Annotated in this window: 28 protein-coding genes; 6 read left to right on the top strand and 22 right to left on the bottom strand. The window is 72.9% G+C overall.

What is annotated here, in order from left to right:
- Positions 1–114: 114 nt before the first annotated feature.
- The 6 genes from secD to B0I32_RS43640 all read right to left on the bottom strand — a co-directional run bounded on the left by secD (position 115) and on the right by B0I32_RS43640 (position 7,056).
- Entirely contained in the window at positions 115–2,358 is a 2,244-nt protein-coding gene (gene secD, locus B0I32_RS43615) for a protein translocase subunit SecD (protein WP_106249850.1), read from the bottom strand.
- A 43-nt stretch (positions 2,359–2,401) separates the two neighbouring features.
- Positions 2,402–2,743: a hypothetical protein gene (locus tag B0I32_RS43620; RefSeq protein WP_106249698.1), complete on the bottom strand. Its 342-nt coding sequence runs from the start codon at positions 2,741–2,743 to the stop codon at positions 2,402–2,404.
- Positions 2,744–2,894: 151 nt separating this feature from the next.
- The gene (locus B0I32_RS43625) at positions 2,895–3,608 is read right to left on the bottom strand and encodes an SDR family NAD(P)-dependent oxidoreductase (protein WP_106249700.1); all 714 of its coding nucleotides are present in this window, start codon (positions 3,606–3,608) and stop codon (positions 2,895–2,897) included.
- Between the two features lie 190 nt (positions 3,609–3,798).
- The gene (locus B0I32_RS43630) at positions 3,799–5,085 is read right to left on the bottom strand and encodes a BtrH N-terminal domain-containing protein (protein WP_219912312.1); all 1,287 of its coding nucleotides are present in this window, start codon (positions 5,083–5,085) and stop codon (positions 3,799–3,801) included.
- 218 nt (positions 5,086–5,303) lie between these two features.
- A complete protein-coding gene (locus B0I32_RS43635; RefSeq protein WP_106249701.1) occupies positions 5,304–5,846 on the bottom strand; it encodes a dihydrofolate reductase family protein in 543 nt (180 codons plus the stop codon).
- Between the two features lie 76 nt (positions 5,847–5,922).
- Positions 5,923–7,056: a serine hydrolase domain-containing protein gene (locus B0I32_RS43640; protein WP_219912313.1), complete on the bottom strand. Its 1,134-nt coding sequence runs from the start codon at positions 7,054–7,056 to the stop codon at positions 5,923–5,925.
- A gap of 127 nt (positions 7,057–7,183) precedes the next feature.
- Between B0I32_RS43640 and B0I32_RS43645 the strand changes: the two genes are divergently transcribed.
- Both B0I32_RS43645 and B0I32_RS43650 read left to right on the top strand, forming a co-directional pair.
- Positions 7,184–7,702 carry a helix-turn-helix domain-containing protein gene (locus tag B0I32_RS43645; RefSeq protein WP_146178524.1) on the top strand — a complete coding sequence of 173 codons (519 nt, stop codon included), beginning with the start codon at positions 7,184–7,186 and terminating at the stop codon, positions 7,700–7,702.
- Positions 7,703–7,830: 128 nt separating this feature from the next.
- A complete protein-coding gene (locus tag B0I32_RS43650; protein WP_106249705.1) occupies positions 7,831–8,757 on the top strand; it encodes an alpha/beta fold hydrolase in 927 nt (308 codons plus the stop codon).
- A gap of 139 nt (positions 8,758–8,896) precedes the next feature.
- Here the strand turns inward: B0I32_RS43650 and B0I32_RS43655 are convergent, their stop codons facing one another.
- From B0I32_RS43655 to B0I32_RS43665, 3 genes are all read right to left on the bottom strand, one after another.
- Positions 8,897–9,628, bottom strand: coding sequence for a class I SAM-dependent methyltransferase (locus B0I32_RS43655; RefSeq protein WP_106249707.1), 732 nt, complete (start codon positions 9,626–9,628; stop codon positions 8,897–8,899).
- Between the two features lie 142 nt (positions 9,629–9,770).
- Positions 9,771–10,445 carry a response regulator gene (locus B0I32_RS43660; protein ID WP_106249709.1) on the bottom strand — a complete coding sequence of 225 codons (675 nt, stop codon included), beginning with the start codon at positions 10,443–10,445 and terminating at the stop codon, positions 9,771–9,773.
- Positions 10,445–11,743: a sensor histidine kinase gene (locus tag B0I32_RS43665; RefSeq protein ID WP_106249712.1), complete on the bottom strand. Its 1,299-nt coding sequence runs from the start codon at positions 11,741–11,743 to the stop codon at positions 10,445–10,447. The genes B0I32_RS43660 and B0I32_RS43665 overlap by 1 nt, the downstream gene beginning before the upstream one ends.
- Before the next feature lie 386 nt (positions 11,744–12,129).
- Between B0I32_RS43665 and B0I32_RS43670 the strand changes: the two genes are divergently transcribed.
- The gene (locus tag B0I32_RS43670) at positions 12,130–12,741 is read left to right on the top strand and encodes a hypothetical protein (RefSeq protein ID WP_146178525.1); all 612 of its coding nucleotides are present in this window, start codon (positions 12,130–12,132) and stop codon (positions 12,739–12,741) included.
- A gap of 21 nt (positions 12,742–12,762) precedes the next feature.
- Here the strand turns inward: B0I32_RS43670 and B0I32_RS43675 are convergent, their stop codons facing one another.
- Positions 12,763–14,112 carry a TrkH family potassium uptake protein gene (locus tag B0I32_RS43675; RefSeq protein ID WP_106249716.1) on the bottom strand — a complete coding sequence of 450 codons (1,350 nt, stop codon included), beginning with the start codon at positions 14,110–14,112 and terminating at the stop codon, positions 12,763–12,765.
- Positions 14,113–14,371: 259 nt separating this feature from the next.
- Between B0I32_RS43675 and B0I32_RS43680 the strand changes: the two genes are divergently transcribed.
- Genes B0I32_RS43680 through B0I32_RS43690 form a run of 3 tightly spaced genes read left to right on the top strand, consistent with a single transcriptional unit; the run spans position 14,372 to position 15,809 of the window.
- Positions 14,372–14,995: a phosphoheptose isomerase family protein gene (locus tag B0I32_RS43680; RefSeq protein ID WP_245956406.1), complete on the top strand. Its 624-nt coding sequence runs from the start codon at positions 14,372–14,374 to the stop codon at positions 14,993–14,995.
- Positions 14,995–15,213 (top strand): HypC/HybG/HupF family hydrogenase formation chaperone, encoded by a 219-nt coding sequence (locus B0I32_RS43685; RefSeq protein WP_106249718.1) that lies wholly within the window; start codon positions 14,995–14,997, stop codon positions 15,211–15,213. Before B0I32_RS43680 ends, B0I32_RS43685 begins: the two co-directional genes overlap by 1 nt.
- Positions 15,210–15,809 carry a D-sedoheptulose-7-phosphate isomerase gene (locus tag B0I32_RS43690; protein WP_106249719.1) on the top strand — a complete coding sequence of 200 codons (600 nt, stop codon included), beginning with the start codon at positions 15,210–15,212 and terminating at the stop codon, positions 15,807–15,809. The genes B0I32_RS43685 and B0I32_RS43690 overlap by 4 nt, the downstream gene beginning before the upstream one ends.
- A gap of 117 nt (positions 15,810–15,926) precedes the next feature.
- On the opposite strand, the gene hypE is transcribed toward B0I32_RS43690, so the two are convergent.
- Genes hypE through B0I32_RS43745 form a run of 12 tightly spaced genes read right to left on the bottom strand, consistent with a single transcriptional unit; the run spans position 15,927 to position 24,638 of the window.
- Positions 15,927–17,021, bottom strand: coding sequence for a hydrogenase expression/formation protein HypE (hypE, locus tag B0I32_RS43695; RefSeq protein WP_181308410.1), 1,095 nt, complete (start codon positions 17,019–17,021; stop codon positions 15,927–15,929).
- Positions 17,022–17,067: 46 nt separating this feature from the next.
- A complete protein-coding gene (gene hypD / locus B0I32_RS43700) occupies positions 17,068–18,213 on the bottom strand; it encodes a hydrogenase formation protein HypD (protein ID WP_106249721.1) in 1,146 nt (381 codons plus the stop codon).
- Positions 18,214–18,222: 9 nt separating this feature from the next.
- A complete protein-coding gene (locus B0I32_RS43705; RefSeq protein WP_106249722.1) occupies positions 18,223–18,495 on the bottom strand; it encodes a HypC/HybG/HupF family hydrogenase formation chaperone in 273 nt (90 codons plus the stop codon).
- Positions 18,473–18,844, bottom strand: a complete 372-nt coding sequence (locus tag B0I32_RS43710) for a hydrogenase maturation nickel metallochaperone HypA/HybF (protein WP_106249724.1) — start codon at positions 18,842–18,844, stop codon at positions 18,473–18,475. Before B0I32_RS43710 ends, B0I32_RS43705 begins: the two co-directional genes overlap by 23 nt.
- Positions 18,845–18,952, bottom strand: a complete 108-nt coding sequence (locus B0I32_RS61855; protein ID WP_393267707.1) for a DUF6893 family small protein — start codon at positions 18,950–18,952, stop codon at positions 18,845–18,847.
- 11 nt (positions 18,953–18,963) lie between these two features.
- Entirely contained in the window at positions 18,964–19,821 is an 858-nt protein-coding gene (locus B0I32_RS43715) for a hydrogenase maturation protease (protein ID WP_219912314.1), read from the bottom strand.
- Positions 19,822–19,851: 30 nt separating this feature from the next.
- Positions 19,852–20,808, bottom strand: a complete 957-nt coding sequence (locus B0I32_RS43720; protein ID WP_106249725.1) for a hypothetical protein — start codon at positions 20,806–20,808, stop codon at positions 19,852–19,854.
- 4 nt (positions 20,809–20,812) lie between these two features.
- Positions 20,813–21,451: a DUF6084 family protein gene (locus B0I32_RS43725; protein ID WP_106249727.1), complete on the bottom strand. Its 639-nt coding sequence runs from the start codon at positions 21,449–21,451 to the stop codon at positions 20,813–20,815.
- Position 21,452: 1 nt separating this feature from the next.
- Positions 21,453–21,671 carry a hypothetical protein gene (locus B0I32_RS43730; RefSeq protein WP_106249728.1) on the bottom strand — a complete coding sequence of 73 codons (219 nt, stop codon included), beginning with the start codon at positions 21,669–21,671 and terminating at the stop codon, positions 21,453–21,455.
- Positions 21,668–22,360, bottom strand: a complete 693-nt coding sequence (locus tag B0I32_RS43735; RefSeq protein WP_245956408.1) for a DUF5947 family protein — start codon at positions 22,358–22,360, stop codon at positions 21,668–21,670. The genes B0I32_RS43730 and B0I32_RS43735 overlap by 4 nt, the downstream gene beginning before the upstream one ends.
- Before the next feature lie 23 nt (positions 22,361–22,383).
- Positions 22,384–22,827: a hypothetical protein gene (locus B0I32_RS43740; protein ID WP_106249730.1), complete on the bottom strand. Its 444-nt coding sequence runs from the start codon at positions 22,825–22,827 to the stop codon at positions 22,384–22,386.
- 11 nt (positions 22,828–22,838) lie between these two features.
- A complete protein-coding gene (locus B0I32_RS43745; protein WP_245956409.1) occupies positions 22,839–24,638 on the bottom strand; it encodes a nickel-dependent hydrogenase large subunit in 1,800 nt (599 codons plus the stop codon).
- Positions 24,639–24,651: the final 13 nt, after the last annotated feature.

Here is a 24,651-nt window from a genome sequence, read left to right on the forward strand (position 1 = left end):
GCCTGGACCCCTTCCCCGCGTCCGGCCGGCCGTCACCTCGCCCGACCGGCCGGACGCCACCTCAGCGACTCATCCCGCCGCCGTCGTCACAGCGCCGTCGTCACAGCGCCGCCGTCACAGCACCGCCCCCGATCCCGTACGGACCTTGCGCTCGCGCGGGGCGGCCGGCTGCGGTGGCGGGCGGCGGTCGAAGCGGCCGAGCAGGATCGCCGCGGGCCCGGCCACGAAGGCCGAAGAGAGCGTGCCCGTCACGATCCCGGCCACCAGCGCCACGGCGAAGTCCCGCAGCGAGTCGCCGCCGAAGAACATGAGCGCGACCAGGATGAACAGCGCCCCGAGACCGGTGTTGACGGTGCGCGGCATGGTCTGCAGGATCGCGCCGTTCACGGCCGACGCGAACGGCTCACCGCGCCGGGCCGTCCACAGCTCCCTGACCCGGTCGAACACCACCACCTTGTCGTTGACCGAGTAGCCGACGACCGTCAGCATCGCGGCCAGGAACACGCCGTCGATCGGCTTGCCCAGCCAGGCGAACAGCCCGGCCACCACGATCACGTCCGCCACCAGCGCCAGCACGGCCGCCGCGCCGAACGTCCACCGGAAGCGCGCGGCCAGGTACACGAGTTGCATGGCCACCGCCACGCCGAGCGCGATCAGGGCGTTGCGCCGCAGTTCCTCGCCCAGGCTGGGGCCGATGAACTCCTCGCGGGTCTTGGTCACCTCGCCCGCCTGGGCCTCGAGGGCCTGTTCGATCCTGGCGGCCTCCTCGATGCCGAGGTTCGCGGCGCGTACGGAGACGCCGTCGTCGTTGACCTGCACCACCGCGGCGGGGAACCCGGCCCGCGACACCGCCTGCCCGGCGGCCTCGGCCGAGATCGGCCTGGACGTGGCGAACTCGACGAGCCGGCCGCCGGTGAACTCGACGCCGAAGTTCAGCCCGCGCGCGGCCAGCCCGGCGACGGCCACCGCCGCGACCGTGCCCGCGATCGCCAGCCACACCTTTCCCGCCCGCATGAGCTGCGGATTCCTGCGCGTCAGCCAGGTCCTGACGGCTCCGGGCGAGCCCAGTCCGGACAGGCGCGGCCCGATCCGGCCGATGACGGCGTGCGCGAGCACGCGGGTGATGAGCATGGCCGAGACGAGCGAGGCCAGCACACCGACCGCCAGCGTGACGCCGAAGCCCTTGACCGGTCCTGAGGCGAGCCAGAACAGCAGCCCGGCGGCGATCAGGGTGGTGACGTTGGAGTCGGCGATGGCGCTCCAGGCGTTCCTGAACCCCCGGTCGAGTGCGCTGCGCAGCCCGCGGCGCGGCGACTGCTGGTACTCCTCCCTGGCCCGCTCGAAGACCAGCACGTTGGCGTCGATGGCCATGCCGATGGCCAGCACGAACCCGGCCAGCCCCGGCAGGGTGAACGTCGCCCCCATCGCGACCAGCGCCGCGTACGAGAGGGCGCCGTAGCAGAGCAGCGCGATCACCGACAGCAGCCCGGCCAGGCGGTAGACGGCCACGATGAACACGGCGGTGAGGATCAGCCCCGCGACCGCCGCCTCGGCGCTGGCCTTGATGGCCGCCTCACCGAGCGTCGGGCCGACCGTCCGCTGCTCGACCAGGTCGAGCGGGACCGGCAGGGCGCCGCCCTTGATGAGCACGGCCAGGTCGCGCGCCTCCTCGTGGGTGAACGAGCCGGTGATGTCGGCGCGCCCGCCCGGGATGCCGGCGCCGCAGGGCACGGACGGATCCATCGGCGGCGAGGAGATGATCTCCTTGTCCAGCACGATGGCGACCCGGCGCTGCGGATCGCCCTGCGGATGGCAGGCCGCCTCGCCGGTCAGCTTCTGCCAGGCCGCGGCGTCGCGGAAGTCGAGGCTCACCCACCAGCCGGGGCCGCGCTGCGGGTCGCTGCTCTCGGCCGCGTCGCTCACCCCGTCGCCGGTGATGGCGGCGGGTCCCAGCTTGAGCGGCTGGCCGTTCTCGTCGCGCACCGCCGTGCCGTCGCCCTGCTCGGCGGCGCCGAGCACCGGGTGGAACGCCAGTTGCGCGGTACGGCCGATGACCTCGGCCGCCTGTCTCGGATCGAGCACTCCTGGCAGCTCGACGATGATCCGCTTCTCTCCTGAGCGGACCAGGGTGGGATCGACCACGCCGAGCGCGTCGGCGCGCTGGCGCAGCACGTTGATCGCGCGGTCGGTGGCGGCCGCGTCGGCCTCGACGGTGGGCGAGTCTTTCGTCTCGAAGACGAGCTGGGTGCCGCCGCGCAGGTCGAGGCCCAGACGTGGCGCGGCGTTGAAGGTGACGACCAAGGAGATCGCGATGACGGCACACGCCGCCACCGCACGCCAGAACGGCGCACGGAACATGAAAGCCTCCACAGGCTCGGACGTGCGAAAAGAAGGAGAATCCTCAGCGCACTGTGGAGGGAGGCGCCCGCGCGGCCGCCGCGAGCGGGCGGCGGACCACCGGGGCGCGATCGGCCGGGGAGGCGACGACGACGGCCCACGGGGCGTGGAACGCCGGGAGTCCGGCCGCGAGCGCGGCCGTGGTGCCGGTCGCGCTGCCGGGGCCCGCCCACGCTCTTACCGCCGGGGCCGGTGGCGGAAGCTGCCGTACCCCGGAGTGGTGCTGGTCGGGCCGCCACGCCTGGGCCTGCGCGACGGTGATCTGCTGAACGGCCTGCGCATGGGCGGCGGGCGGGAGGAACCAGGAGAGGAGGAGCAGGAATGCGGCCGACAGCCGAGTACGCATGGCTCCTCCCTCCTCCGACGATTCACCCTAGCCGCAGGCGTCCGAAAGCGGCGCATCCTCCCAAGAGAGACGAACAGCCGTCACCGCGACGCGTCGGGAGCGACCGTCACCCCGGCACGGCGGCGGCCCGGTGCCGGAGACCGGACGACCGTCACTCCGGCAGGTTCGGGGGTGTGGGCTGGGCACCGGAGGCCAGCCATCGGGCGCGCCGCTCGATCTCGCCGTCCCACCCGTCGGGCACCACCGTGAAGCGGCCGGCCCGGACCGCGGCCAGGGCATCGGCGGCGACGTCGGCCGGATCCTCGCCCTCCGGCGACATGCCGCTGCGGACGAGCGCGGGGCACAGCAGCGTCACCCCGATCGGCGTGCCGACCAGCGACAGCGCCGCCTGCTCGGCGAGCGCGACGACGGCGTGCTTGGAGGCCGCGTACGCGCCACCGGCGGGGAACGTCACCAGCCCCGCCAGCGAGGCCGTGATCAGGATGTGGCCGGGCCGTCCGCCGGCCAGCATCCTGGGCACGAACGCCCGCAGGCCGTTGCTCACACCACCGGCGTTGACCGCGAACACCCGCGCCCAGTCCTCGGCGCTCACCTCCCACGGGACGCCGAGGTCGCGGCCGACGATGCCCGCGTTCAGGCAGACGAGGTCGGGCTCGGGCACGGCGGCGGCGAGCGCCTCCATCGAGCCGGCGTCGGAGACGTCGGCGGCGACGGCGGTCCCGCCCAGCTCGCCGGCGGCCTCGGTGAGGGCCGCGGCGTCGAGGTCGGAGAGCACGACGCTCGCCCCCTCCGCGATCAGGTGGGCGGCCAGGGCGCGGCCGATCCCACCGGCGGCCCCGGTGACGACGGCATTCGTGATCTTCATGTCCTGCTTTCCGCGATGGCCTGATTGGTGATGGCGGTGTGCTGGTGCGGTGTGCTGGTGCGGTGTGCTGGTGCGGTGTGGCTTGAGATGGTGAGGTGGCCCGTGACAGGGTCGCCGCTGCTGGTGGCGGTGAGCATGGCGACGCTACCTACAACCCCACCATCCCGTCGCCCGGTTTTCGCCGGTCGCGTCAGGCCGTGAGGGCCGACAGGCGGTCGATCGCCGCCCGTTCCGCCTCGTAGATCGCGCTCACCCTGGCGCTCAGCGCGGCGAAGAGCGGACCGGGATCGCCGGCTTCGGCGAGGGAGTCGTTCGCGGCGGCGCGGGCCGCCCACAGCTCCTCGGCGGCCGGCGCCGCCACCGGCCCGCCCGCCGTTCCGTCCGCCATGACGCTCTCCTTGACGGCGGCCGTCAGCTCCCTGATCCGGGCGAACTCCGGCACCCGCGCGGGCAGCGCCTCCTCCGCCAGCTCGTGCCAGAGCCCCTGGATCTCCCTGAACCGCGCGGCCGATTCGGCCAGGCCGGGCCGGTCGAGCAGCGCGGCGGCCTCGTCCAGCGCGTCGGCGAACAGGTCGCGCAGGTTCCCGCCGTCCATGCCGACCGGCTGCGCGCCCTCCCAGATCGACAGCAGCGCGCCGGCCAGGCCGCGCCGGTCGGCGAAGACCTTGGGCCACGCCTTGGCGTTGCGGGTGTCCACCAGCAGCCGCGCCCACTTGCGCCAGGCCGGCAGGGAGAAGGAGTCGGACGTGGCGGACAGGTGGGCCACGCAGTCGCGCAGCCCGTCGAGGGCGGCGGCGGCCAGCGTGGCCTCGTCCGGCGGGCCGTCGGGACGGAGCACATGCAGGACGTTCCGGTACGAACTCACCCGAGCCCGCGCGGCGTCGAACCGCTCCCGGGGAACGTGGATCGGCGCCCGGCCCCGGTCGTCCAGGTAGACGCCGTCCTCGTCACGCCGGTAGGCCACCACCGGGTGACCGCCGTACCCGTCGAGCGCGGCGGGCAGGTGCCAGTAGCCCAGATGGTAGCGGTCGGGCAGCACGATGCAGGGCCGCCCGGCGTCCAGCTCCGTGTCGAGCCTGGTGGCGGCGGCGCGTACGCCGGCGGTGCGGTGCTCCTCGTACGGCACCCCGAGCCGCCCGAGCGTCTTGGCCATCCAGCGGTCGTGGTACTGCCACTGGTTGCGGAAGCCCAGCACCACGTGGCGGGAGTCGTCGTGGCGGAACTCCCACAGGATGTATCCGGCCCCGATGCCGCCGCCCGCCAGGAACACCAGCGGCTCGCTGACGGCGGCCCCCTGGTCGGCCAGCACGGACGCGATGGCGGCGCTGGACGGATGCCGTCCGCCCGAGAACCGCCAGCCGCCGTCGGCCGCCACCTCGGCGCGGCCCGCGACGTGCAGGCGGGCCGTCGTGTAACTCTCGCCGGTCTTGGCCATCCGCGCCCGGACGCGCGCCTTGAGCTGCTTCTTGCTGGTCATGAACGACTCTTCCCGCGGCCGTCGCCAGGACCCGGCCCACGCCCGCGGCCCGTGGCGGCCACGAAAGATCGCCGACCGGTCGGAGCGCGGCTCCCGAGGCTCCTCGCGTCCCCTTTGCCTCCGCGCCGGGCGGGCCGCGTGGGAGCCCGCTCTGGAGGTTCGGCGGGAGAGTGCCGCCGTCCCGTCGGATGCTAGTACAGGACGGCGCGTGCCCGCACCTAGCCCTTGGGGCCGTAGGTCAGGACGACGACGCCCGAGGTGAACGGGGTCGTCCGCAGCAGCCGGAGGTGGGTGAGGTCGATCAGGCCGCTGAGCAGCCGGTCGCCGCCGCCCGCGAGGACGGGGAACATCCAGAAGTGGAACTCGTCGACCAGCCCGTGCTCGATGAGGGTGCGGTCGAGCGCGCCGGTGCCGTACTTCAAGATGTTCTGGCCGGGCTGCCGCTTCAGCTCCGCGACGGCCTCGGCGACGTCGCCCTCGATCAGGTTGCCGTTCCAGGCCTCGGCGCTCTTGAGCGTGGTGGAGGCGACGTACTTCGGCATGCTGTTCATCTTGTCGGTGTACGCGTCACCGGAGCGGCCCGCCCACGCCTCGGCGAACCCCTCGTACGTCTCCCGGCCCAGCAGCAGCGTGTCCGCCTCGAACAGCAGCTTCGAGCCGTACTCCTGGTGATCCTCGTCCCAGTAGGGGGCGCCCCAGACGTGCGGGTCGCCGATGACGCCGTCGAGCGTCACGAACGTCGATTCGACGAGCTTCCTCATCGCGGTCTCCTTCGTCAGTGCCTCGCTGTCGAGATCACCCTCCCGTACGGCACTTACCGAATCCTTAAGGTGGGGCTCAACGGCCTGCGCCACCGCTCGTGGGTGCCGCCGCGGTCCGCGCGCGGCAGGCGACGCCCCACGTCAGCGGTTCCATGAGGTCCTCCAGGTTCCACCGCCCTCGCTGGTAGGCGTGGTTGCTGGCCCAGAAGACCATGACGTCGTCGTCCAGGGATCGCGCGAGGTTCGCCAGCGACCAGGAGTTGCCGCCGTCGTGCCAGGCGATCCGGCCGGCGTCCGTGTCGGAGATCACCCAGCCGTATCCGTAGGAGTCGTGGGAGTCGGGCACGCGTACCTGCGGGCTGAACATCTTCCGCTTGGCCGTCGCCGACAGCACGCCGGTGCCGGACAGGGCGCGGTGCCAGCGGAGCAGGTCGCGGGCGGTGGAGAGCATGCCGCCGTTGCCGCGCAGGTTCCAGTACGGGCCGTCCTGCGCCCACGGGTGGGCGATCGGCCTGCCGTGGGCGGCTCCCCGGTCGTCGTACTCCACCGCGATCCGGGCCGGCTCCCACGTCGGCAGCACGTACCCGGTCCTGGTCATGCCCGCGGGGGCGAACAGGCGCTCGGCCAGGAAGTTCTCGTAGCCGAGCCCGGAGACCTCCTCGACGATCGCGGCGAGCAGCCCGTAACCCATGTTCGAGTAGTGGAACGCCGTGCCGGGAGCCGACTGCGGCTTCGAGGCGAGCGCCCTGGTCAGGAAGTCGTCGCGGGACAGGACGTCGTAGTCGTCGCCGAGCCCTTCGGCCAGTCCGGCCGTGTGCGTCAGGAGCTGGTGCAGGGTGATCGGCCGTTTGTCCGCGGGAACCTGGCGGAGATGGCGGCCGATCGGGTCGGTCACGCGCAGCTTGCCCATCATCTCCAGCTTGAGGATCGCGGCCGCGGTGAACTGCTTGGTGATCGACATCACGTCGTACACCGTGTCGCAGCTCGCCCGGACGCCGGCCGCGCGGTCCGCCAGGCCGAAGCCCTCGCAGTACGCGATCCGGCCGCCGCGGGCGGCCATGACGGTCCCGCTGCCCTCCTTGGGCATGGTGTCGGCGACGAACACGCCGATCGGGCCCGGGTTCGCCGGGCAGGGAACGTCGCCGTTCCCGCACGCGGTCAGCGCGGTCATGGCGGCGAGGAGCACGCCGCCCACGCGAAGCCACCTCATTCGGCCTCCTGAGCGTCGAGGGGGCCACCACCTTGACCACCGGGTCGGGCTCTGATCAACATGTCGAGGTGTCCGAGGTTGTGCGAGACACCGTACGGCCAGCTCAGAGCATCACCGGAGGATGACCATGACCACCACACCCGCACCGCAACCCCCACCGTCACCAGCCGGGGCCGCCGATGCCGTCGCGTTCATGGCCGAGCTGCGGCGGCTGAAGACGTGGGCGGGGCTGAGCTTCCGGCAGCTGGACCGGCGCGCCGCCGCGGCGGGTGACACCCTGCCCTACTCCACCGCCTCGACCATGCTGGGCAGGGACCGGCTGCCGCGCCCTGAGCTGCTCGTCGCGTTCGTCAAGGCGTGCGGGGTGGAGGGTGACGAGCTGCGGGTCTGGCAGACCTGCCACGCCGAGATCACCGCGCACCAGGCCGGCCTGTCACGCCCGCCGGCCTCGGACGCCCCTGCTGTCGCCTTCCCGGCCGCGCTCCCGCCGGCCGCGCGGCGCCCGTTCAGACCCGTGACGGTCATCGCGGCGGCGGCCCTGGTCATCGCGTCGCTGGCCGGAGCCGGCCTCGCCGGTGGACTGAGCGACACCTCCGACACCGAGGTGCACGTGCTCGTCGACTCCGCCGGCGGCGCGCTTCATTGACCCAAGTATACGATGTATACATTGACGTGTTTACTGTGTATACGGGGCGCTCCATCCCGGCGGCCGCAGCGGACTGGAGGAGGACACCGTGCGGCGCTCGTGCGAGCGCACGGTGAGGAGGATCTTCGATGGCGTCCGGCAGTGAGCGGCGGCCCCGGTGGAGACGACGGGCCTGGACCGCGGGCGCGACCGTGCTCCTGATCCTCGTCGCGGCGGCGGGCGCCGGGGCCTGGTACGGCAGCGACCAGGGGATCAAGGTCGTCCACTACGGCACGGGCAACACCAGGGTGCTGGCCGTGGAAGGCGATCTGGTGACGCTGGAGCGGACTCCGGAGACCGGCAAGCCCGGCACGTACTGGCTGGAGTGGACCGGCGCCTTCTCGATGCTCGGCGACGTCGTCTCCCGCGCTCAGGACCGGGTGACCCGCAAGGTGCTGCGCGGCCCGGCCCCCTCCGTCGGCACGCCCGGCTACTTCGGCAGCGTTCCGCCCGGCGACCCGGAGGTCGCCTGGGGGATCGGCCACACCGAGATCATGGTGCCCACCGAACTCGGGCCCGCGCCGGCCTGGTACGTGCCCGGCGGCATTGACACGTGGGTCGTGGCCGTCCACGGGCAGAGCGGGCGGCGCAAGGCGGAGCTGAAGATCCTGCCCGTCGTGCACCGGCTCGGGCTGCCCTTCATGGCCATCAGCTATCGCAACGACGAGGGGGCGCCGCCCTCACCCGACGGGCTGCTGCACCTGAGGGACTCGGAGTGGCGCGACCTCGAGGCCGCCCTGCGCCAGGCGCGGACGATGGGGGCACGACGCTTCATCCTGTACGGCACCTCGATGGGCGGCCAGATCGCCGGGCAGTTCCTGGCCAGGTCGCCGCTCGCCGGGCTGCCTGCTGATCCACACCGTTCCCGACGCCGACCACGCGCTCCAGGAGGCACGCGACCTCGTCACCGCCGGCCGCGACCTGGGCTGGCAGATCCAGTTCGAGCCGTTCGCGCAGGGCGGGCACACGGAGGCGTGGAACGTGGACCGCGCCCGTCACGACCGGCTCGTGCGTGATTTCCTGACCCCGGCCGGGAGCGGCCCGTAGACCTGCCGGAGCCGGCGGTCGCACGGGATCCGCACGTGACGCGCGCGCCGAGCCATCAGTGTGATCGGCGAGACTGCGGCGGACTCCACCCGGCGTTGGGCGAGACCCTCACTCCTCGGGGCGGCGGGCGAAGAACACGAATTCCCTGCCCGGCCGGTCGGGAGCGTCCCTGACCTCCTCCAGGACGTATCCGGCTGACGCCAGGTCCGCCTCGACCTCGTCCCGCTCGCGGAAGCGCAGTGTGGAGTCGGAGGTCAGCACCGCTCCGTCGGAGGCGAACACGCACGTCCACCGGAACGTCACCAGCGGGCCGCTGACGTCGACCAGGTCGAGCCACGACTCCACGACGCCGGTCCCCGGCACGTCGGTGACCTGGTGTGAATCCTCCCGGTTCCAGTGTTCCCAGGGGCGTCTGGCCGGATCGCGGGTCTCGAACACCAGGTGGCCGCCCGGCCGCAGTGCCTCCCGGGCTCCGGTCAGCGTGCCGTGCCAGGCGTCCGGCTCGACGACGGCCTGCGCCACGTTCGCCGTCATCGTGGCGAGGTCGGCCCGCATCGGCGGCAGGGCCGTGGCGTCGCCGTGGATCCAGCGCACGCGGCCGGCGCCCGGCTTGCCCCTGGCGACGTCGAGCGAGGCCGCGGCCGGGTCGACGCCGGTCACCTCGATCCCGCGGGCGGCCAGCATCAGCGCGAACGTGCCGGTGCCGCAGCCGATGTCGAGCACGGTACGCGCGCCCAGCTCGGCCGCGACGGCCACGTAGACGTCGAGGTCGCTCCTGTCGGGGTCGAGCGGGTCGTACAGGGCGGCCAGCCGGGGATGCTCGAAGATCGCGTCAGCCATCGGACGAACCTACCGGCCCGTCGCCTGCCACCTGTGACGGGTCTCCCGGGAATCGGCCCTCCGCCCTCCGCCCGGAAGGATGGCCGTCCGCGACGAGGCAGCCGGTGGAGGTCCGTCGTGGACGGCGGGCGAGCGCGGCTCGTCAGCCGCCTGGGCGGTGCTCGTTCCCCGACACCCAGAGCGCGAGCTGGGTGCGGTCGCGCAGGCCGAGTTTGCGCAGGCAGCTGGAGATGTGGTTCTTGGCGGTGCCCTCGGTGATGTGCAGCCGCCGGGCGATCTCGCGGTTGGCCGCGCCGGCGGCGACGAGCCGGGCGATCTCGTACTCGCGCTCGGACAGGCCGCCGGGTGGCCCGTCCGGCTCCGCCGCCGGCGCGGGTGTCTCGCGCAGCGCGCTGACCAGCCGTTCGCCGGCCACCCCGCCCAGCACGGTCTCGCCGCGCGCCGCCCGCCTGATCGCCGCCACGAGCTCGTCCGGCGGTACGTCCTTGAGCAGGTATCCCTTCGCTCCCGCCCGCAGGCCGCCGAAGATGTAGTCGTCGTCGTCGAACGTCGTCAGGATCACCGGCGCGACCTCGGGGAACTCGGCCCGCAGCCGGGCGACCAGCTCCACGCCGCCCATGCCCGGCATGCGGGCGTCCACGAGCGCGACCTGCGGCCGTTCGCCGTCCGGGATCCGCGCCAGCAGGCTCAGCGCCTCCTCGCCGCCGCCGGCGGTGGCGGCGATCTCGATGCCCTCCTCGATCTCCAGGAGCTTGCGCAGCCCCTCGCGCATGAGGATGTGATCGTCCACGAGCAGGACACGAACGACGCCGCCCATCAGAGTGGCACCGTCGCCTTGAGGGTGAAGCCCTCGCCCGCGTGGCCGGCGACGTCGAGTGCGCCGCCGACGCCGTGCAGGCGTTCGCGCAGGCCGCGCAGGCCGAACCCGTTCTCGGTCGCGCCGGGCGCGGCTCCCCTGCCGTCGTCGGTGACGGTCACCTCGACCCGGTCCCGCGTGCAGTCGAGCGCGACCTCGATGTGGCGGGCCCGGGAGTGGCGCAGGGCGTTGGTCAGGCCCTCCTGGACGACCCGGTAGCAGACCAGCTCGCGGTTCTCGTCCACGTCGGGCCAGGTGCCGGTCATGGTGAAGGCGACGCCGGTGTCGTCCGAGCCGAACGACTCGGTCAGGACCCGCAGGGCGGCGGGCCCGTGGAGGCCGTCCATACGCAGCGGTTTGAGCGCGCGTACCCAGCGGCGGGTGTCGGTCAGCGCCTCCAGCGTCAGCTCGCGCGCCTGGCTCACCTCGTCCCAGGCGGCCTCCGGGCGTACGGCGCGGTAGCGCTGGGCGTTCTGCAGGCCCACGTTGATGACGGTCAGGTAGTGGCCGACCGAGTCGTGCATGTCCCGCGCCATCCGCGCCCGCTCCTCCGCCACGGCCAGTTCCCGCGAGCGCGCCGCGTGCCGTTCGAGCTCGGCGTGGGCTTGTCCGAGCTCCCCGTGGGCGCGTTCCAGGTCGGCGTGGGCCTGTTCGAGGTCGCTGTGGGCTTGTTCGAGGTCGGACAGGAGGCGGCGGGTCTCCTCCGCGCGGCTGTGCGACTGGAACATCGCGATCACGACCAGGAGCAGCACCAGGCACAGCAGCAGCATGAGCGTGCCGTTGACGGCCGCGCCGACGAGGGTCTGACGCGGGTTGACCGCGCTGATGCCGAAGCCGAGCAGCCCGGCGACGGCGGTGTAGGTGAGCGCACCGCGCAGGCCGAAGACGACCAGGGCGTTGCCGACCGCCAAGCCCACGATGATCGGGGCGCTGGCCCCGCCGGGCGACAACAGCGGCAGCGACACGATCAGGAACGCCACGCTCGCCGCCCGGCGTGCCACCGACGCCTCCCTGCGCCAGGGCAGCAGCGGCCACAGAACGGCCGCGAGCAGGAGTGCCCCGGCCCCCGTCCAGGAGATCACCGCGTACAGCGCGCGGTCGCCCGGCGGCACCTGGTCGATCATCGGCAGGGCGCCGGCCAGGACCACCGCGCAGATGCCGGCCGCGGCCCAGAACAGGACGCTGAACACGATGGGCGCGCGCCCGTCGGAGAACCCGACCCAGCGCTCCAGCTCCCGCATCGATCTCGGCTGCCGCATAGCCGCAGCATAATCGCCGCGATCGTGCGGAAAGGAGTGCCGATGGTCATGTTCCGGCGGGTGCCGATCGGCATGGTACGGACGTGACCGGCAGGTGCCCGATGACGGATGTTCCGCCCTGATCACCGAAACCTACGATCGCAGCACTTCGAGCGATTGGGGACGGTATGAACGTCGGCGGGCAGGCCGGAGGGTCCGATCAGGAAGGTCGGGACGGGCAGGACCGACGGGACCAGCGGGACGGCCGGGCCTTGGGGGGCGGCCCGGGTCTGTCGGGCGGCCGGGGCCTGTGGGGCAGCCGGGGCCCGTGGGGCGGGCGGGATTCGCGCGGCGGACGCGACGGACGCGCTCTGTCAGTGGCGCGCATGCCGTGGGCGGGTGTCGTGGTGACCGTGCTGAGTCTGCTCGCCATGGCCGTCATCGCGTGGGCGCTTTGGGATTCGCTACCGGAGCTGGTGACGACGCAGGAGGCGAGAGGGCGCCGTGGCCGGGTCCAGGTGCCGCGGATCGTCCTCGCGGGGCTGCTGCCGGCGGCCGTGGTCGCCCTGGCCGTGATCATGGCGGCCGCCTCCGTGGTCGCCGGCCGCCTGCGGGCCTGGTTGCCGCCCGCGCTCGTCTCCTCGCCACGCGCCCAGGCCGCGTCGACGAACGCCGTCTTCGTGCTGCTGCCGCCGTTCATCACCGTGCTGCACGCCGGGCTGCTGCTGGAGACGGCCGGTCACCACGTTCCGCTGCCGCAGCTGATCACCGCCGCGTTCGGGCTGCTGATCGCCGGCCTCGGCGGCGTCCTGCCGCGGCTGCGCCCCGCGCACCCCGACCCCGCCGGGGACCGGGTGCGGCGCGCGGGCGCCGTGGCGATGATGCTGCTGGGCGCAGGCTGCGTGGCCGGCGCCTTCCTCCTCCCGGCGCTGCCCGTCGCGGTGGCCACGGCATACGCTGGCGGGGGGATCGCCGGGCTGACGATCCTCATCCCGCGGCTGTGGCCGCGCCGCCGCTGACCCCGGGCCGGCGGGCGCGGTTCAACCGACGATGACGCGTTCCTCGGGCAGTTCGTAGCGGCGGGTCCGTTGCTTCAGCGCGAGCGCCGAGCCCAGCGTGAGCGGCCCGATGCGGCCGATGAACATCAGCACGCTGAGCAGCACGTGCCCGGCCAGCCCCGTGTCCGCGGTGATGCCCGTGGACAGGCCGTTGGTGGCGAAGGCCGAGATGATCTCGAAGAGCACGCGATCGAAGCCGTACGGCGTGATGATGAGCATCAGCCAGGTCGCGAACGTCACCACGACGACGCCGAGCATGCTGATGGACAGCGCCTGCCGCTGGGTCGCGGCGGGCAGGCGGCGATGGCCGATGTTGACGTGGCTCTCGCCGCGCAGCTCGGACCAGACCATGAACAGCAGAAAGCCGAGCGTGGTCACCTTGATGCCGCCGGCCGTGCCCGCGCTGCCGCCGCCGACGAACATCAGCACGTCGGTGAGCAGCCACGAGGACGGGTTCATCTGGGCGATGTCGAGGGTGTTGAAGCCGCCCGAGCGCGGCATGACGGCGGTGAAGAAGGCCGCCAGCACCTTGTCGCCGTCGTTCAGCGGGCCCATCGTGGCGGGGTTGCGCCACTCGGTCATCAGGAACGCCAGCGTGCCGCCCGCGATCAGCACCGTGCTCAGGCCCACGGTGATGCGGGTCAGCAGGGACCAGCGGCGGGGACGGCGCCAGGCGCGCAGCAGTTCGAAGACGACGGGGAAGCCGAGCCCGCCGACGATCACGGCCAGCGCGATCGTGACGCAGATCCACGGATCGGTGACGTACCGCATCAGGTTGTCCGGCCACAGGGCGAAGCCGGCGTTGTTGAACGCCGACACCGCGTGGAAGGCGCCCAGGTAGGCCGCGCGGCCGAGCGGCTCGCCGTAGCCGACGGCGAAGCGGCCGGCCAGCACCACGGCGATGACGGCCTCGCAGGTCAGGCTGAACAGCACCACTTTGCGCAGCACGTGCCCCAGGTCGGAGGCGACCACGGACTTGGTCTCCAGCTGTGCGGACAGGCGGGCGCGCAGGCCCAGCCGGCCGGAGACGATGACCGTGATCACGGTGGCGAGCGTCATGATGCCCAGGCCGCCCACCTGGATGAGCAGGGCGATGACGACCTCGCCGAAGATCGACCAGTGGGTCCCGGTGTCGACCACGACCAGGCCCGTCACGCAGACGGCGGACGTGGCGGTGAACAGCGCGGTGAGCCAGTGGGACGCGTCGCCTTCGGCGGTGGCCTGCGGGGTGGCGAGCAGGAGCGTGCCCACGAGCACGGCGGCGCCGAACCCGGCGGCGATGACCACCGTGGGATGCCGGCCGCGTCCCGCCAGGGCGGGGCGGCGCGTCATCGCACCTCCCGCCGGCCGCACCGGCCGTCGTCGTCCATCGCAGAGCCTCCGTCGGGCTACCCGGCCAAGGACGCCGCCGACCAGCCTTCCCGGCACACCGGGCCATACCGTAGCGCAGGCTCGGGAGCCGCCGCCAGCGGTACCACCCCGGTGCCCGGCCGAGGGTGTGACCTGGGGTGACGGATGCAGGCGGGCGGATGGCAGAAGCTTGAGGTGTCCCTGCGGGCGGCGCGCCCGCGTGCTGGGCTGAAATGGGACCATGTCTGATCTGCTCGACTCGGACCGGCTCCGCCCTGACCGTCCCGGCTCCGACCGTCCCGACTCTGACCGTCCCGGTTCTGATCTGCTCGGCTCTGATCTGCTCGGACGGGCCCGGGCCGAGCGCGCGGCTCCCGGCGCCGCGCTGGCACAGGACGCGGTGGAGATCGTACGGGCGGCGCAGGCCATGGCCGGGCGCTTCGGACGCGGCGGCCGGCTGCTCGCCTTCGGCGCCCCGGCGGACGCGGCGCACGTGGCGGTGGAGTTCACCCATCCGGTGATCGTGGGCAAGCGCGCGCTGCCTGCGCTCGCGGTGGACGCCGTGCTGCTCCGCACCCTGGGCCGGCCCGAGGACATCGCGCTCGGCATCGGCCCGCGTCTCGGCGGCGGAACGGTGCTCGACGGCGGCGATCCGGAGGGCGGCGGGCGTGGGCCGGGTGGTTCGGCCCTGGAGGTGGCGCGCGGGCTGGGGATGTCGACGGTCGTGCTCACCGGCCCCTCCGGCGGCGTCGCGGCCGATCACGTGCTGCTCGCGCGCGCCGAGGATCCCCTGATCGCCAGGGAACTGCACGTCACCACCTATCACCTGCTCTGGGAGCTGGTCCACGTGTTCCTGGAGGCCTAGTGAACGTTCCCGACGATCCCGCCGACGCCTGCGAGAGCTGCGTGACCTGCGGTGACGTCGCCGTGCCCGTACGGATCGCGCGGCTGCTGCCCGACGGGCTGGCGCTGGCCGACACCGGCGACGGCATCGAGGAGATCAGTGTGGCGCTCGTCGCGGCGCGGCCGGGCGACACCGTGCTCGTGCATGCCAAGGAGGCGATCGCGGTGGTGACGCGATGACCGGCACGCTGTACCCGTTCCTGCGCCGCGAGTCTCTGGACCTGACCGCGTCCACGGCGGCCAAGGCGCGCGAGAGCCTGGAGTTGCGGCTGCGCGTCCTGGACGAGCTCGGCCCCGGCCTGTCGGCGTGCGCGTCGGCCGTGGCGGCGGCGCTGGGCGGAGGCGGGCGGGTGTTCGCCTTCGGCAACGGCGGGAGCGGCACCGACGCCGAGTCCGTGGCGGGGCTGTTCGTCGAACGGGGTCTGCCGGCGATCTCGCTGGCCTGCGACTGCGCGCTGGTGACGGCGCTCGGCAACGACGTCGGCTTCGAGGTGGTCTTCGCCCGCCAGCTCACCGCGCTCGGCGGGCCCGGCGATGTGGCGCTGGCGCTGTCCACGAGTGGCGGCTCGGCCAACGTGCTGCGCGGGCTGGCCGAGGCCGGGCGGCTGGGCATGGTGACGATCGGGTTCGCCGGCTCGGGCGGCGGGCGGCTGGCCGCGGAAGGGCTGGCCGAGCACCTGTTCGTGGTGCCGTCGTCGTCGGTGCACCGCATCCAGGAGGCCCAGGCGACGCTGTACCACCTGCTCGCCGAACTGGTCGCGGCGCAGACACCGTGACGAGGCTCGCCTGGCACGCGGCCGGCGGCCGGTCGCGCCGCCCGGTCTCCAGCGAACGGGGGACGGCCGGCCGCCCGAGCTCCACGGACGCGCGGTGGTGAATCGCCGGGTGGAATGTCAGCAGATGCGCGGCAGGGGGTCCCCGACCAGGATCTCGACGACGCGGGTGCCGCCGACGGCGGTGCGGAGCAGGACCATGGCGGCGGGCTCCGGGGCTACGGTGCCGATGATCGCGGCCTGCTCGCCCAGCGGGTGGGCGCGCAGCGCGTCCAGGGCGCGGGTGGCGTGGTCGCCGTCCACGACAGCCACGAAACGGCCCTCGCAGGCCACGTAGAGCGGGTCGAGGCCGAGCAGCTCGCAGACGCCGGTCACCTCCGGGCGTACGGGGATCGCCGCCTCCTCCAGCACCACGGCCACGTTCGAGGCGGCGGCGACCTCGTTCAGCACCGTGGCCACTCCGCCGCGCGTGGCGTCGCGCAGGGTCCTGACCCGCCCGCCGGGCAGGGCGTCCAGCAGCCCGGCGACGACGCCGTGCAGCGGCGCGGTGTCGGAGACGATCGCGGCCTCGATGTCGAAGTCGCCCCTGGCCAGCATGACGGCGGCGCCGTGGGCGCCGATCGGGCCGGAGACGAGGACCGCGTCGCCGGGCCGCGCGGCGGCGGACGAGAGCGTGACGGGCCGTTCGATGATGCCGACGCCGGTGGTGGTGATGTAGCAGCCGTCGGCGCGGCCCCGCTGGACGACCTTGGTGTCGCCGGTGACGATCTCCACCTCGGCGGCGGCAGCCGCGGCGGCCATGGAGGCGGCGATCCTGCGCAGGTCCTCGACCGGCAGGCCCTCCTCCAGGATGAACCCGGCCGACAGGTACCGCGGGCGGGCGCCGCACATGGCCAGGTCGTTCACGGTGCCGTTCACGGCCAGGTCGCCGATGTCGCCGCCGGGGAAGAACAGCGGGGAGACGACGTACGAGTCGGTGGTGAAGGCGAGGTTGACCCGCACGCCCTCCTCGCCCGCGCCGAGCCGCAGGGTGGCGCCGTCCTCCAGCGGTTCGAGCAGCGGGTTGCGGAACGCGTCCAGGAAGACGGCCTGCACCAGCGTCTGCGTGGCCCGGCCTCCCGAGCCGTGGGCGAGCGTGATGCGCTCCTCCCTGACGACCGGCCGGCGCCGCCTGGCCCGCTCGATCCGATCGAGCACCTGCTGTTCCGTGCTCACGCGCGGCTCACCCTTCCCTCGCTGCCGGCCACCTGCCGTTCTGCGGTCACGCGCGGCTCACCTCCCGCTCGCCGGCCGGGCCGCGCGTCCTGTCGCGGGTGAAGCGGCCGAAGTTGTAGTACGCGGCGCAGGCGCCCTCCGAGGAGACCATGCACGTCCCGATCGGCGTCTCCGGCGTGCAGGCGGTGCCGAACACCTTGCACTCCCAGGGCTTGAGCACGCCCTTCAGCACCTCGCCGCACTGGCACGAGCGCGGGTCGGCGACGCGTATCCCGGGCAGGTCGAAGACGCGCTCGGCGTCGAAGGCCGCGTACTCCTCGGCCATGGCCAGCGCCGAGTGGGCGATGAAGCCCAGCCCGCGCCACTCGAAGTGCGGCCGCAGCCGCATCACCCGCCCGATCGCCTCCAGCGCGACCGGGTTGCCCTGCCAGGGCACCACCCGCGCGTACTGGTTCTCCACCTCGCACCGCCCCTCGGCGAGCTGGCCGAGCAGCATGTGCACCGAGGTCAGGATGTCCACCGGCTCGAAACCCGCCACGACCAGCGGCTTGCGGTAGTCGCGGGCGATGAACGCGTACGGCTCGCAGCCGATCACCGCCGACACGTGGCCGGGGCCGATGAAGCCGTCCAGCCGCAGGTCCGGCGAGTCGAGAATGGCCTTGATCGCCGGAATGATCATGACGTGGTTGCAGAAGACGGAGAAGTTCGGCACGCCCTCCGCCGCCGCCCGCAGCACGGTCATCGCGGTGGACGGCGCGGTGGTCTCGAAGCCGATGGCCATGAAGACGACCCGGCGGTCCGGGTTCTCCTTGGCGATCTTGAGCGCGTCGAGCGGTGAGTACACCATCCGGATGTCCGCCCCCGCCGCCTTGGCGCCCAGGAAGGATCCGGTGCCGCCGGGCACGCGCAGCAGGTCGCCGAACGAGGTCATGATCACGCCGGGCTGCCCGGCGATGTGGGTGGCGTCGTCCACCCGGCCCATCGGGATCACGCACACCGGGCAGCCGGGCCCGTGGACCAGCGAAACCTCCGGCGGCAGGTGGTCCTCCAGCCCGTGCTTGTAGATGGTGTGCGTGTGGCCGCCGCACACCTCCATGAACGCGTACGTCCGTCCCGGACGGCACCGTGCCGCGATCCCGGCGGCCAGGGCGCGCGCCCGGTCCGCGTCGCGGTACTCATCGACGAAGCGCATGTGCCCTCCTCAGGTGATGTCCGACGCGCGCAACGCGTCGATCTCGTCCTCGTACGGCTGCCCGAGCCCTTCCAGGTACGCCAGCACGGCCTGCGCCTCGTCCTCGGAGATCTTGGACAGCGCGAACCCCACGTGCACGAGGACCCAGTCGCCAGGGTTCAGCTCCTGGCCTTCGAGCAGCCCGATGTTGACGCGTCGCCGTACCCCGCTGACCTCGACCAGGGCCAGGTCGTCGTGCCCGCCGGCCGGGCCGACCAGCTCACCGGGAATGCCCAGGCACATCGGCCGCCGTCCCCTCGCCGCCGAACCAGACCGACTCCAGCACCAGCTCGTCCCCGCCGCTGACGCTCACGTCGCCGCTGCCGCAGGCCGGGCACGCGGCCAGCGTGTCCATCGACTCCGAGCGCCCGCCGCAGGCCACGCACTCGATCGTGGCCGGCACGATGATCAGATCGATCACCGCGTCCTGCGCGGACGTTCCCGCGGCGGCCATGGTGAACGCCTGCCCGAACGCCTCCTCCACGACCGCGTGCCTGGCTCCCACGCGTACCCGGGCCGAGGCCACCGGCCGGCCCGCCGCCTGGCTGTGGATCAGATCGACGAGTCCCTCGCACAGCCCGATCTCGTGCACCTACATCCGCTCCATCCTGATGTACCGGCGGATCTCCGGCCACTGGTGGACCACGATCGCCGCCAGCCCGCAGAGCAGGAGCAACCGCACCATCCGCGATTTCCACATGCCACGTCACCTCATCCGTGAGCACGATCGCGGCAGCCCCGTCCGGCGCTTTCCGCAATCATTTCCATAACCAGGGCATTCACCAGGCTCGCCGCCTCCGGGACGGCGACCTGGACGGGGGCGCTCAGCTCGTACAGCGCCTCGGCCGCGCTTGCCGGCTCGCAGCACACGATCCGGATCAGGCGGGGCACCGGGCCCAGCTCCGCGGCCAGCCGCAGCACCTTGACCGGGTCCATGCCGTGCGTCTCCAGCGGCTGCCCGCCGCCGCCGGCGGGCGCTCCCGACGTTTCCCGCTGTCCGGGGGCCGCGTGCTCTGCCGGCTCTGTGGGCTCTGTGGGGTCGAGGACGGTGAGCGTGCCCGGCGGCTCGCCGCGCGGGGACGCGTCGACGAGGATCACGGCGTCGTAGTCGCGTTGCAGCGCGTAGACCAGGTCCATGCCGCGGATGCCGAAGTCCACGACGTCGACGCCGGGCGTGCGGGGTGCGGCCGACAGGTGGCGGGCCACCTCGACGCCGAAGCCGTCGTCGCCCAGGAAGACGTTGCCGATCCCGGCCACCAGGACGCGGCACGCCCGCTCGCCGAGCGGCTCGATCTCGTCGGCCGCGTAGAAGAAGCGGTGGCCGGGAAGCCGGGCCTCGCCCAGGTCCCTGCCGGGGTCGTCGTCCACGGTGACGGCGAAGTGGAACGCGCCCTCCTCGTCCTGCTCGACCGCCTCCACCACGCCCTCCCTGCCCGTCAGGACCAGGTCGAGCACGTCGGCGGTGCCCCTCGGGCGCAGCCGTACCCGGCTGCCCGCGCGCACCTCGACCCCGTCCACGACCACCTCGGCGGGGCCGCGCCCCTCCATCCGGGTCCAGAAGTCACCCATGTGTCCCTCCCCCTTCCACCGGCCGGACGCTCATCCCGCCGGGCCTCTGCCGCGCCAGGCGCCGCTCAGGCGCATGAGCTCCTCCTGGGTGAGCGCCGCGCAGCGGTCGAGGATCTCGCGGGCGCGCGGGTCGCCGGCCCGGATCTCCTCCCGTTCCCCGTCGCTCAGCGCCAGCACGCAGAGGGTGAGGAGCTGGTCGATCTCGGTCGCGTCGAACAGGTCACCGGGGCTCTCCGGCGCGATCTGCGGCTGGTCGTACAGGATGATCGGCGCCGACAGCACGGTGCGCAGGTCCTCCCCCGCCAGCACCGGCCACAGGCCGTCGTTGCGGCAGGTTTCGGCGTGCTCGCGCAGGTCCGGCGGCGGGTCCGTCTGGGAGACGAAACGCCCCTCAGGCGCGTGCAGGACGACGTGCGCGGACACCAGCGTGCGGGCCATCGTCTCCTCCCGCGTCCCGCCCGGCTGCCACGGCGTGGTGTTGACGACGTCGGCCGTCACCCGGAAGAGCCGCGGCCCCAGCCGCTCGGCGCGCACCTCGACCTGCCCGCGCAACGCCTCCCACCGGCGCAGCACCCCCGCCCCGAGCTCCTGCCCCGCCTCGCGATCCTCCATCTCCGCGCGGTCGCCTACCGTGCGTTCCTCGCCCGCCGCGATGTCGATGCGGGCCAGGGCCGGGCCGCCGCCGAGCGTGAGCTCCGGTACGCGTACCTCGCGCTCGCGGGCCTCCTCGCCCCGACCGGCCGCGCCGATCCTGGCCACGACGTGCAGGAACCGTACCGACACCGCGACGGCGGCGCCGGGATCGGCCTCGACCAGGCACTCGGTACGGATCCGCGACCGGTCGCCGCACCCCTCCGGATGGACGCCGCCGATCGTCCAGCGGTGCCGGTTCTTCAGCGCGGACTCGCGGTAGGGCCACAGCAGATAGCCCTCGTAGAGCACCGCCCGCGCGATCCGCCCGACGTGGTCCAGCCCGCCGTCCGTCATGACATCAGCCCTTCGCCAGCAGTGAGCGGATCACGTCGTCCCAGCCGGGAAGCGTGTGCCGCACCTTGTACGCGTACAGCCGGTCGAACTCCTCCCGGCCCAGCCGGACCCAGGCCCCGCCGGGGAAGTGGCGTTCCATCAGCTCCCGCCACACCCGCACCGGCATCGAGAAGGCCGCCTCCGCCCGTCTGGGCAGGTGCGCGGCCTGCAGCCGGTCGCCGTCCAGGTAGAAGACGGTGCCGGTGAACAGGAAGTCCAGTGGCGCCTCGCCGTCCTCCAGGCCGTGGAAGTACTTGGCGGCGGCCACCTCGAAGTCGTATGTGCACGGCACGGTGATCCGGGCCTTCGTGCTTGCGGTGAAGGCGGGCACCTGGGTGACGGTCTGCGTCCACAGCAGGCTGGACAGGTTGCGCGACCACTCGTCCGGCGGGCCGAACAGCTCGGCCAGCCGTTCCTTGTCGCGCTCGCCGTAGCCGCGGCGGGTGGCGTCGATGCGGATCTGGGTGGCGAGCGTGAGCGAGCGGACCTCGTGCCCGCCGGCGGCGCGCAGGGTCAGCGTGAAGTCGAGGGCGGGCACGGCGGCGGGCGCGGCCGGCTCGACGCCCTCGACCTCGATGCTCAGCTCGGGTGGCGCGGACGGCATGTCAGGCGGGCGACAGGTTCGGCATGCCCGGGTCGATCGGGTCGTGCTTGCCGGGGTTGATGCCGGTCGAGCGCCTGGCCGTGGAGCGGCCGTCGGGCAGGTGACCGTCCTGCTTGTCGTAGTTGCCGGTGGAGTTGCCCTCCTTGACGCCCTTGACGTGGGAGGGAGCGTCGGGCTTGACGTCCGGCCTGCCGGTCCTGATGGGTTTGCGCGCGCTCATGCCGGGCTCCTGTCGTCGCTGAGGTCGGTGAAGAAACGGGCGATCCGCTCGCGTACGTCCGGGCCGCCGGTCAGGCCGCGCCAGTGGGAGCGGACCAGGCCGACGAGCCGGTAGCAGTCGTCGAGCGGGACGATCCAGGCGCCGTGGTCGCGGTCGAGCAGCAGCGCCTCGACGTCGGGCTCCAGCAGCGCCATGAGCGGGTCGTCCCAGGCCGGGCCCGCCACGGCGCCCGCCGGGCTGGGGTAGTACATGACGCTGCGGCCCGCGCCCGAGTCGCGTACCAGGAAGACGGTGCGGACGGGCGCGCCGAGGCCGGACCAGGTGAACCCGTCCTGCCGCTCGCGCCGCCGGGGCACCAGACGGTATTGGGCGCCGCCGGCCGCGGCGTGGTCGAAGAGCACCTGGCAGGCGCGGCAGGCACAGCACAGCTCGCGGGTGGTCAGGTCGAGCAGGTGCCGATGCCCCTCGGGCACCGGCTCCCCGCACAACTCACACCGCTCCTCCGAGACCAGCTGATCGGCGTTCCCGGGGGAGGCGGTGGCGGGTGTGGTGGTGCGCCGGCGGCGGGTGAGGTCGTGCAGGCGCAGGCGGCCGCTCACGGTGCCGCCATCGCGCATCGTGCCGTTCACGGTGCCGCCATCGCGCGTCCTGCCGTTCACGGTGCCGCCATCGCGCGTGCTGCCGTTCACGGTGCCGCCTCCCGCTGTATCGGTCACTTCGCCGCCGCCCCGCGTCGTACGGTGAGGCTTTCGACGGGGATCACCGGCCGCTCGTCCAGCTCGACCTCGACCCGTTCCACCTCGGGTGCCGCCGCGCGCACCGCCCGTTCCACCCCCGCCGTGGCCGAGGAGCGGCAGCCGGAGGCGCGGACGCGCAGCCTGGCCACGCCGTCCTCCAGGGTCAGCAGCTCGGCCCCCGCCCCGGCCGCCGCCGCCTCCGCGCGGGCATGGGCGGGCAGCGGGTGCAGGTCGTGCAGGACGAGCAGGTGGGAGACCAGCTCGTCGCCGGCCAGCTCCGCCGCCAGCGGCTCGCCCGCCAGCGCCATCACCCGCGCCAGCCCGTCGCCGTACAGCTCCAGCAGCTCTCCGACCAGCTCGATCGCGGCCGGCTCGGCCTCGTCGAGCAGGGCCTCGATGCGCTCGATCCGCTCCGTCATCGCCCCGCCGCCTATCCGGCCGCGCCGAACGTCGGCGAGTGCACCTGTTGGAGCACCTTCCCGTCGCCCAGGTACATGTGCACCCCGCACGGCAGGCACGGGTCGAAGCTGCGCACGGTGCGCATGATGTCGATGCCCTTGAACGAGTCGGGCCCGTTCTCCTCGAAGATCGGCAGCCCCTGGACGGCGTCCTCGTACGGACCTGGCGTGCCGAAGCTGTCACGCGGGCTGGCGTTCCACGGCGTCGGCGGGTACGGGTGGTAGTTCGCGATCTTGCCGTCCCTGATGACCATGTGGTGCGACAGCACCCCGCGCACGGCCTCGTGGAACCCGCAGCCGATCGCCTCGTCGGGCACGTCGAAGTCGCTGAACACCTGGGTCCGCCCGGCCCTGACCTCGCCCATCGCCTGCTCGACGAAGTAACACGCCATCGCCGCCGCGTAGGCGACGAAGTAGACCCGGGCCCGGTTGCGCTCGATGGTGTTGGCCCAGCGCGGCACCTTCCACTCGAAGCTCATCTCCGGCAGGGCCCTGCTCTTGGGCAGGTTGATCTCCACGGAGCCGCCCGTGGCGCGTACGGTGCCGGTGTCGACCAGCCCCGCGAGCGCGGTCGCCCAGAGCCTGGCCAGCGGGCCGCCGCCGGTGTCGAGCGCGAGGTGGTCGCCGGTGCGGTCGTCGTACCAGCGGGGGCTCATCACCCAGCTGTAGTTGCCGCCTTCCAGGTCGCGCTTCTGCGGCTTGGGCAGCGTGGTCTGGTTCCACGGGTGACGCTGGTCGACCGGGTTGCCGAGCGGGTCGTGGGTGACGAACGTCTCCTCGGACTGCCAGTCGTCGTAGTAGGAGCTGCCGAGCAGGATGCGGATGCCGAGGTTGATGTCGACCAGGTTCGTGGTGAGCAGTTCGCCGTCGAGGACGATCCCGGGCGTGACGAACATCTTGCGGCCCCAGTCGGCCATGTTCCGGTAGTCGTAGTCGACGGCGGCGGGGTCCTGGAAGGCGCCCCAGCAGCCGAGCATCACCCGGCGCCGGCCGACCTCCTCGTAGCCGGGCAGCGCCTCGTAGAAGAAGTCGAAGAGGTCGTCGTTCATGGGGACGGCCTTCTTGACGAAGTCGAGCACGCGCAGCAGCCTGGCCAGGTAGTCGGTGAACACCTGGGGTGTCGCGACGGTGCCGACGCCGCCCGGATAGAGCGTGGACGGGTGCACGTGGCGCCCCTCCATCAGGCAGCACATCTCCCTGGTGACCCGGCTGACCTGCAGCGCCTCGCGGTAGACGTCGCCCTCGAACGGGTTGAACGCGCGCATGACGTCGGCGATCGTGCGGTAGCCGTGGATGCGGGCGTTCGGCGCCTCGGTGGTCTCGGCGCGCCGCAGCAGGCTCGGGTTGGTCTGCTTGACCATCTGCTCGCAGTAGTCGACGAAGACCAGGTTGTCCTGGAAGAGGGTGTGGTCGAACATGTACTCGGCGGCCTCGCCGAGGTTGATGATCCACTCGGCCAGCGGCGGCGGCTTGACGCCGTACGCCATGTTCTGCGCGTAGATCGAGCAGGTCGCGTGGTTGTCACCGCAGATGCCGCAGATGCGGCTGGTGATGAAGTGCGCGTCGCGCGGGTCCTTGCCCTTCATGAACACGCTGTAGCCGCGGAACAGCGACGAGGTGCTCCTGCACTCGACCACCTCGCGGTTGTTGAAGTCGATCTTGGTGTAGATGCCGAGGTTGCCGATGATCCTGGTGATCGGATCCCAGGACATCTCGACCAGTTCGCGCTCTGTACCGGTCTCCTGGCCGCGTCCCGCGGTACGGGTTGTCACCTTGCCGTTCCCC

Origin of the sequence: Nonomuraea fuscirosea, from assembly GCF_003001935.1 — a bacterium.
In the GTDB taxonomy this organism is placed as follows: domain Bacteria; phylum Actinomycetota; class Actinomycetes; order Streptosporangiales; family Streptosporangiaceae; genus Nonomuraea; species Nonomuraea fuscirosea.

What these genes read in the sequence shown, in the direction of transcription:
- B0I32_RS43635 (WP_106249701.1), bottom strand. Translation starts at nt 5,846, where the DNA reads ATGAGGAAGCTCGTCGAATCGACGTTCGTGACGCTCGACGGCGTCATC.
- B0I32_RS43725 (WP_106249727.1), bottom strand. Translation starts at nt 21,451, where the DNA reads ATGCCGTCCGCGCCACCCGAGCTGAGCATCGAGGTCGAGGGCGTCGAG.
- B0I32_RS43675 (WP_106249716.1), bottom strand. Translation starts at nt 14,112, where the DNA reads ATGACGCGCCGCCCCGCCCTGGCGGGACGCGGCCGGCATCCCACGGTG.
- B0I32_RS43730 (WP_106249728.1), bottom strand. Translation starts at nt 21,671, where the DNA reads ATGAGCGCGCGCAAACCCATCAGGACCGGCAGGCCGGACGTCAAGCCC.
- B0I32_RS43740 (WP_106249730.1), bottom strand. Translation starts at nt 22,827, where the DNA reads ATGACGGAGCGGATCGAGCGCATCGAGGCCCTGCTCGACGAGGCCGAG.
- B0I32_RS43630 (WP_219912312.1), bottom strand. Translation starts at nt 5,085, where the DNA reads ATGACCAGCAAGAAGCAGCTCAAGGCGCGCGTCCGGGCGCGGATGGCC.
- B0I32_RS43620 (WP_106249698.1), bottom strand. Translation starts at nt 2,743, where the DNA reads ATGCGTACTCGGCTGTCGGCCGCATTCCTGCTCCTCCTCTCCTGGTTC.
- B0I32_RS43655 (WP_106249707.1), bottom strand. Translation starts at nt 9,628, where the DNA reads ATGGCTGACGCGATCTTCGAGCATCCCCGGCTGGCCGCCCTGTACGAC.
- hypD (WP_106249721.1), bottom strand. Translation starts at nt 18,213, where the DNA reads ATGCGCTTCGTCGATGAGTACCGCGACGCGGACCGGGCGCGCGCCCTG.
- B0I32_RS61855 (WP_393267707.1), bottom strand. Translation starts at nt 18,952, where the DNA reads ATGTGGAAATCGCGGATGGTGCGGTTGCTCCTGCTCTGCGGGCTGGCG.
- B0I32_RS43690 (WP_106249719.1), top strand. Translation starts at nt 15,210, where the DNA reads ATGACCGGCACGCTGTACCCGTTCCTGCGCCGCGAGTCTCTGGACCTG.
- B0I32_RS43705 (WP_106249722.1), bottom strand. Translation starts at nt 18,495, where the DNA reads ATGTGCCTGGGCATTCCCGGTGAGCTGGTCGGCCCGGCCGGCGGGCAC.
- B0I32_RS43720 (WP_106249725.1), bottom strand. Translation starts at nt 20,808, where the DNA reads ATGACGGACGGCGGGCTGGACCACGTCGGGCGGATCGCGCGGGCGGTG.
- B0I32_RS43715 (WP_219912314.1), bottom strand. Translation starts at nt 19,821, where the DNA reads ATGGGTGACTTCTGGACCCGGATGGAGGGGCGCGGCCCCGCCGAGGTG.
- B0I32_RS43640 (WP_219912313.1), bottom strand. Translation starts at nt 7,056, where the DNA reads ATGAGGTGGCTTCGCGTGGGCGGCGTGCTCCTCGCCGCCATGACCGCG.
- B0I32_RS43645 (WP_146178524.1), top strand. Translation starts at nt 7,184, where the DNA reads ATGACCACCACACCCGCACCGCAACCCCCACCGTCACCAGCCGGGGCC.
- B0I32_RS43660 (WP_106249709.1), bottom strand. Translation starts at nt 10,445, where the DNA reads ATGGGCGGCGTCGTTCGTGTCCTGCTCGTGGACGATCACATCCTCATG.
- B0I32_RS43625 (WP_106249700.1), bottom strand. Translation starts at nt 3,608, where the DNA reads ATGAAGATCACGAATGCCGTCGTCACCGGGGCCGCCGGTGGGATCGGC.
- secD (WP_106249850.1), bottom strand. Translation starts at nt 2,358, where the DNA reads ATGTTCCGTGCGCCGTTCTGGCGTGCGGTGGCGGCGTGTGCCGTCATC.
- B0I32_RS43665 (WP_106249712.1), bottom strand. Translation starts at nt 11,743, where the DNA reads ATGCGGCAGCCGAGATCGATGCGGGAGCTGGAGCGCTGGGTCGGGTTC.
- B0I32_RS43680 (WP_245956406.1), top strand. Translation starts at nt 14,372, where the DNA reads ATGTCTGATCTGCTCGACTCGGACCGGCTCCGCCCTGACCGTCCCGGC.
- B0I32_RS43650 (WP_106249705.1), top strand. Translation starts at nt 7,831, where the DNA reads ATGGCGTCCGGCAGTGAGCGGCGGCCCCGGTGGAGACGACGGGCCTGG.